Here is a 6,969-nt window from a genome sequence, read left to right on the forward strand (position 1 = left end):
GCCGTCCTTTCTTGTCCTCGCGTCTGTCAGCCTTGCGCTTTGCAAGGGCTTCACCTAGGGCAAGGCCAAGTCGGGGAGTGGCGCAGTCTGGTAGCGCATCTGCTTTGGGAGCAGAGGGTCGCAGGTTCGAATCCTGTCTCCCCGACCAAAGATGAAAAATTGATATTAATCAATTTGTTAGAGTTATACCGGTCGCGATGCCGTGACAGTCTGGCGTAACAGTGCTCGTAACACCTGCGCGATCATTGCCAGCCACGGTTGGCGCACCCTCAACGATGGCCCATACAGGACTTGGCGGATCGTAAGTGGCGCGCTGGCCCTGCATTTACGGTTCGAAGACGGTGCGCCGTCGGCCGGAGCCTCTCGTTCGCTGATCGACTAGACTGCAGCCGGTAGTTGTAACATTTCTGATCCGAGCACGCCATGAAGTTGCAGCGAAAACTTCAAATTAGTGTCTGTTTTCAGTCACACACCGACCTTACTGCATTGCCCTGTCCAAAACCAACGGGGTCCAATCATGTCATTCTCAACCGTCAGTCTCTCGCGGCTGCTGCTCGCTTCGGCTTTTGCCGGCACTATGGCTCACCCGGGCCTGGCACAAGCGCAAGCGCCAGCCGCGAGCAAGGCGGCCGCCGACGAGAAGGCGGCGGCGGAAGACGACGTTATCATCGTCACCGGTTCGTCGACGGCGCAGCGCAAGTTCGATGTGTCTTATGCGGTGACGTCGCTGTCCAACGCCGACATCCAGAAATTGGCGCCTCTGAACTTTGCCGATCTGCTCGGCAATATTCCCGGCATTCAGGCCGAAGCCACCGGCGGCGAAGTCCAGAATGTCTATCGTCTGCGCGGCATTCCCAACGAAGGCAGCTTCCAGGCCTTCCATCAGGATGGCTTGCCGATCTATCACGACAATGACGGCCCCTTCTTCAAGGGCGACGTGATGAACCGCGTCGATCTGATGACCCGCACCGTCGAGTTCGTGCGCGGCGGCCCGGCGCCGATTTTCGCCAGCAACGCCTCGGCGATTTACAACATGATCACCGTCACCGGTTCCGATACGCCAGCCGGCGCGGTGCGGCTGACGCTGGGTGATACCGGGCTCTATCGCCTCGATGCCTATCATTCCGGCCCGCTCGGCAAGCGCACCTATTTCGCGCTCGGTGGCTTTGTGCGCCGCCACGAGGGCTATCGCCCTGGCGGCTTCCCCAGCGATGACGGCGGCCAGTTCCGCGCCAACATCCGTCACGAGTTCGAAGGCGGCGAAGTCAAGGCCTCGGTGCTATATCTGAATGACAAGAATGTGTTTTATCTGCCGATCCCGGTCGCCGATCCGCGCAATCCGACCAGTTCGCTGGATCCGTTCCTCGATTATTTCACCGGCACGCTGAATTCGCCATCGCTGCGCAATGCCCGGCTGGTCTATTCGGACGGCGCGGGCAGCAAGGTGTCGGAAGATCGCGATCTCGCCGACGGCCGTCACACCAAGCTGCTGAGCCTGGGCCTCGAATACAAGCAGGCGCTGGGTGACTGGACGCTGGACGCCAAGGCGCGCTGGACGGACGGCAAGGTCGATTTCGACGCGCTCTATTCGACCACCAACCCGGCCGACAGCATTGTCTTTGCGAACGGCTTCCTCGCGGCGGCGCGCACCGCCTTCAACACGTCGACGCAGACGGTGGCCCGCCTGGGCTATGCCATCGGCGGCACCAACGGCGCCACCGTATTTGATCCGCGCGCCACGTCGGGCCTGGTGCTGAGCGCCCAGTATCGTGCGATCGCCAGCGATTTCTATTCGGGCCAAGGCGAAGTACGCCTCTATCGCGATATCGAAACTGGCTTTGGCAAGCACAGCGTCGTCTTTGGCGGTTATGCGTCGGCCTATGGTAACGAATATGGCCAGCGCTATCAGGATTATCTGTTCGAACTGGCCACCAAGCCGCGCACGCTGGACCTGATCGCCTATTCGGACACCAATCAGATCCTGGGTTATGTGACTGACAAGGGCGTGCTGCGTTACTCCACCACGATCACGGCGGGTGAAAGCGACGTGACGATGTGGGCGGCGTTTGCCAACGACACCTGGCAGGTGACCGACAATCTACGCATCGACGCTGGCGTCCGCCACGAACGTTATACGTTCCGCGGCTTCGGCATCGGCCAGACCACGGTCAACCTCGGCGATCCGACGACCCTGGCTGACAATGCGACACGCGCCTACACCGGCATTCCCAACAACACCCGCTTCACGGTCAACGTCACGCCGTGGACATTCGGTGCGAACTTCGATCTCAGTTCGCGGTTCGGCATTTATGGCCGCGTGTCTGAAGCGTTCCGCGTGCCCAGCGAGTTCAACGTCTATTCGGGTGCCGCCAACGTCGTGCCCAAGGCGCGCCAGTATGAAGCCGGCGTGAAGATCGCGCTGCCGGGGGTTTCGGCTTACCTAACCGGCTTCTACACCAAGTTCGACCCGTTCAATGCCTCGTTCCTGGCTTTCAACCCGGTCACCGGCCAGAACAATTTGCCATTGACCTTCATCGGTTCGGCGGTGACCAAGGGTGTAGAAGCCGATATCGACATCCGCCCGGTCAAGTGGCTGTCGCTCGCCGGCACCGTCACGGTCAGCGATCCAACGATTTCCGATCTGGTCAACGAACTGGGCGCGTCGGCGGCAGCAGTGGACGGCAATCAGTTGATCCGCCAGCCGAAGGTCTATGGCAATTTTCGCCCGACCATCACGTTCGACGTCGGCGAGGTGAATGTGCAGACCTATATGCGCTACAATTATGTAGGCAAGCGCTTCGTCGATCTGTTCAACCTCACCGAACTGCCGGCCTATGACACGCTCGGCGCGGGCCTGATTGCCCAATATCGCACCTGGACCTTCCAGGTGGTGGGCGACAATATCACCAATGCCCGCGGCCTGACCGAAGGCAATCCGCGCACCGACCAGCTCGCCGGGCAAGGCTCCAGGACGGCAATCTATGGCCGCCCGCTGTTCGGTCGGAACGTCCGCTTCGTGGTGACAAAGGCGTGGTAACACAGCGGTTCTTGCGGATGCTGGTGGTAGCGGTGATCATGCCCGCCGCCACCAACGCCGCGCCGGCTGTTGATCCGCCCATCAATGCGATTCAGGTGGTTGGCACCCACAACAGCTACGCCATTCCGGCTGATCCGCGGGTAATGGGGTTGATGGCGCCCAAACTGACAGCACTTTATGCCGCTGGCATGGCGCGCTTGCCGGCGGACCGGCGCGCCGCGCTGGCCGAAGAGCATCCGGGCGGCATAAGCGATCCGGCGCTGGCGTTCGATTATGTGCAGATGCCGCTGGAAGCGCAGTTGCGCTCCGGCGTGCGCAGCATCGAGCTTGATCTTCACCCCGATCCGGCCGGCGGCCTCTATGCCGATCCGCTGCCGTACCGCGAATTGCGCGCCGCCGGGATCACGGATCTGGCGCCGTTGCCGGTGGACACGCTGCGGCAGCCGGGCATGAAGGTGCTGCATGTCGCCGATCTCGATGTGCGCAGCCAGTGCCCGCGGCTGCGCGATTGCCTTGGCCTGCTGCGGCGCTGGTCGGACGCCAATCCCGGCCACAGCCCGGTGTTCGTGCTGCTCGAACCCAAGGGCTCGGCCTTTGCCGGTGTGGTGCCCGGCGCCGTTGCCGTGCCGCCGTTCGATGTCGCGGCCTTTGAGGAGGTGGATGCCAGCATCCGCGCGGCGCTGGGCGCGGAGCGCCTTTTCACCCCCGATGATCTGCGTGGGCGCCATCCCACGCTGGAGGCCGCCGCGCTGGCCAAGGCGTGGCCGCGCCTGTCGGCGGCGCGCGGCAAGTTCGTGTTTCTCTATTTGGTGCCGGGACTGAACCTGGCGACGTTCGCGCCTTACATGCAGGATCGGCCGTCGTTGCAGGGGCGTGTCGCCTTCGTGCAGGGCCTGCCAGGGATGGCGCACACCGCCTTCGTGCTGATGGACAATGCGTTGACCCGGCCGGATCACATCCCGGCGCTGGTCAAGGCCGGCTATCTGGTCCGCTCGCGTGCGGACATCGACACTGACGAGGCAAGACGCGGGGATGGCACACGGCGTGACCGCACGCTGGCCAGCGGCGCGCAGATCGTTTCCACCGACTATCTCACCCGGCCAAATGTGCACGGCAATGATTATCATCTGGCGCCCTTTGTCGGCGGCTGGCGCTGCAATCCTTTGGGCAACCTGCTCGCCAAGGGCTGCCGCAAATGAAGAATGCCACGCTGCTTGCGGCCTTGCTGGCGGCGGTGACGGCAGCGCCAACTCAGGTGATGGCGATGGACCCGCCCGGCTATGCCACCCCCTTTGCCGAGACGTTGGAAACGCTGAACTTCCCGCTGCTTGCCATGATCAGGCAGGTGCCAGGCTGGGCGGCGGCGGTGCGCGCCGATCCCGCCCTGCAGACGCTGGCGATGGCACGGGCGCAGCGGGTCACGGCCGCCAGCGCCTGCACGCCGCTGCCCGATTGCCTGGCCGAAGCCTGGCTGTGGACCCCGGCCGACACTGAAACCATGACCAGCGCGCTGCGCAGCATCGCGGCGCGGCCGGGCCTGGCGGATGCGCTGGTGCGAACCCACCTGCGCGCCTCTGGCCGGTTTGCTCGCCATGCCGGGCTGGGCGATGCCGAACTGCTGGCGGCGGCCTGGACTGATACGGCGGCTGGCCTGAACAATCTTGTGGCCGTCTACGGCCAGGGCAAGCCGCCGCGTTACCCGCTGATCGATGCAGGCATCCTTGATGTGAAGCGGCCGGAGTTTGCCGGCGTTCTCGATGCGCATGCGCAGGTGACCTTCGCGGCGGCGCGCGGCGATGATCTGCCGTTCGATCCGTCTCTTCGCTTTTCCGTCGGCCTGCTGCGCATGAACGAGCGTGCCGAGGCGGCGGCGTTCCGGCCGCTGCTGGCCGGCGAGAATGCGCAGGCCGTGGCCCAGGCGCGCCGCACGCGTTGGGCCGGCTGGCGCTATCCGGCGCTTCTGGTGTTCGGTCATGGCCCGGAAGACGCGCAGTCGCGCACCGGGGTGCTGGGCCACATCCGCTTGGCGCGCGCCGCCGATCTGTTTGCGCAGCGGTTGGCGCCGTTCATCATCGTCAGCGGCGGCAACGTGCACCCCAATCGCACGCCGTTCAACGAAGCCATCGAAATGAAGCGACTGCTGATCGCGCATTATGCCATTCCGGCGGATCGCATCCTGATCGACCCCCACGCCCGGCACACCACCACCAATTTGCGCAACAGTGCGCGCCTGTTGTTTGCCGCGCGTTTTCCCACCGATCGCCCGTCGCTGATCGTCACCGATCCGATGACCGCGCGCTATATTGGCAGCCCGGTGCTGCTGGAGCGCACGCGCGCCGAAACCGGCGTGCTGCCCGGCCAGGTGACGCCGGCGGACATCGCATTTGCCTTCGAATTCCGGCCGGACCGGGTGGCTTTTCACGTCGAACCGCTTGATCCGCTCGATCCCTGAGCGAAAGGATGAACCCATGCGCAATCGTTTCAAGATCATTGCGGTCGGCCTGCAGCTGGCGCTGATCGTTACAGCCACGCCGGCGGCTGCCTGGGGTGGCCGGGCGCACACTGCGATCAACCGCGCCGCGCTGGCCAGCCTGCCGGCCGATGGCCCGGTGTTCCTGCAGGCCCACGCCGATTTCATCGGCGGCATGGCCAGCCTGCCCGATCTGTGGCGGCAGCCGGTCGATCCCTTCGCCAAGATGGAGGAGGACCCCAACCATGGCTGGTTCCGCGAACAGTTCGCCTTCATGAAAAAGCCGCCGCGCTCACGATATGAATTCGTCATTGCGCTGCTCGATGCGCAGCGCAAGATGCCGCCTCGTTCGGACGCGGCACTGCGCACAAACGTGCGATGGACCGGCACCATGGCTTACGCCATCGTGGAAGCCTTTGACCGGCTGGTGGCCGGCATGCGCGTGCACCGCCGGTTGGCCGCGCAGGGCCAAGACACGCGGCATATCGATCAGGCACTGGCTTATGATGTGGTGCGGATCGGCCATTATGTCGGCGATGGCGCGCAGCCGCTGCACGCCTCCATTCATAGCGATGGCTGGCGCGGCGCCAATCCGAAACATTATACGACCGATCGCAGCATCCACAGCCGCTTTGAAACCATGTTCGTCGATGCGATCGGCCTGACTGAACAGGATGTGCTGCGCGGCGTGCCGGCCCCGGCGCGGCAGCAGGGCGACGTGTTCGACGCGGTGCTGGCGTTCCTTGACGACAGCGCCGCGAACATGGAGCGTGTATACCAACTCGATCAGCAGGGCGCGCTCGCCGATCCCGCCTCGCGCCCGGCGCGCGATCTGGTCTATGCCCGCACCGCTACCGGCTCGGCCATGCTGCGCGACCTGCTGCACCGCGCCTGGTTGGTCTCAGCCCTTCCGCTACAGAATCCAGCCGCCGATCCGTTGAGCCCGGCCAATCCGGCCTACAACCCCGAAACCGGTTCGGCGCCCGCACCCGTCAAATGACGGCGTCAGTTGCGGCCGGCCTGTTGGCGCAGACTTTTTTCTCTCGGAGCCTCTCCTTGCGATATCAAATCTTCTTTCCGTCTTTCAGTATGGCCTCGCGATATTGAAAGTAATTGGTTCCGGAGCGCTTCGTCAGGTTGAGATAATTCGTCAATGACACTCGCTTCGGCTACGGCTCGTAAAGTAAGTCGTACAAGGTCGCGGGTAGATGTCACTGGTGTGGCGTAAGCATTTGGCATAAAAGCTAACTTGACCTTTAGCTTTTTGCGTCCTGTCTCCCCGACCATGTGACGCCGCGCAGCGGCTCCGGTTGCAGGATCAACGACGTTAATCCTGTCTCCCCGACCATAATGAAAACTGCCCCGGCAATGATTGCCGGGGCAGTTTCGCGTCAGAGGCCAAGCGTCAGAAGCGCTGGCCGAACTTCACGCCGAAGAATTGCGGCCGGATCGGGAAGCTGCG

General features: G+C 63.6%; 4 protein-coding genes and 1 tRNA gene. All 5 read left to right on the top strand.

Features of this window, described 5'->3' with window-relative positions; translation table 11 throughout:
- Positions 1-71 precede the first annotated feature (71 nt).
- Positions 72-148 (top strand) — tRNA-Pro (locus Q7O19_RS12520).
- A gap of 369 nt (positions 149-517) precedes the next feature.
- Positions 518-3,037, top strand: a complete 2,520-nt coding sequence (locus Q7O19_RS12525; protein ID WP_303810837.1) for a TonB-dependent receptor — start codon at positions 518-520, stop codon at positions 3,035-3,037.
- A gap of 17 nt (positions 3,038-3,054) precedes the next feature.
- Positions 3,055-4,236: a Ca2+-dependent phosphoinositide-specific phospholipase C gene (locus Q7O19_RS12530; protein ID WP_303810838.1), complete on the top strand. Its 1,182-nt coding sequence runs from the start codon at positions 3,055-3,057 to the stop codon at positions 4,234-4,236.
- Complete coding sequence (locus Q7O19_RS12535; protein ID WP_303810839.1) at positions 4,233-5,489, top strand: YdcF family protein; 1,257 nt, start codon at positions 4,233-4,235, stop codon at positions 5,487-5,489. The genes Q7O19_RS12530 and Q7O19_RS12535 overlap by 4 nt, the downstream gene beginning before the upstream one ends.
- Before the next feature lie 16 nt (positions 5,490-5,505).
- Positions 5,506-6,507 carry a nuclease gene (locus Q7O19_RS12540; protein ID WP_303810840.1) on the top strand — a complete coding sequence of 334 codons (1,002 nt, stop codon included), beginning with the start codon at positions 5,506-5,508 and terminating at the stop codon, positions 6,505-6,507.
- Positions 6,508-6,969: the final 462 nt, after the last annotated feature.

This window comes from Sandarakinorhabdus limnophila DSM 17366, assembly GCF_945882885.1.
In the GTDB taxonomy this organism is placed as follows: Bacteria; Pseudomonadota; Alphaproteobacteria; order Sphingomonadales; family Sphingomonadaceae; genus Sandarakinorhabdus; species Sandarakinorhabdus limnophila_A.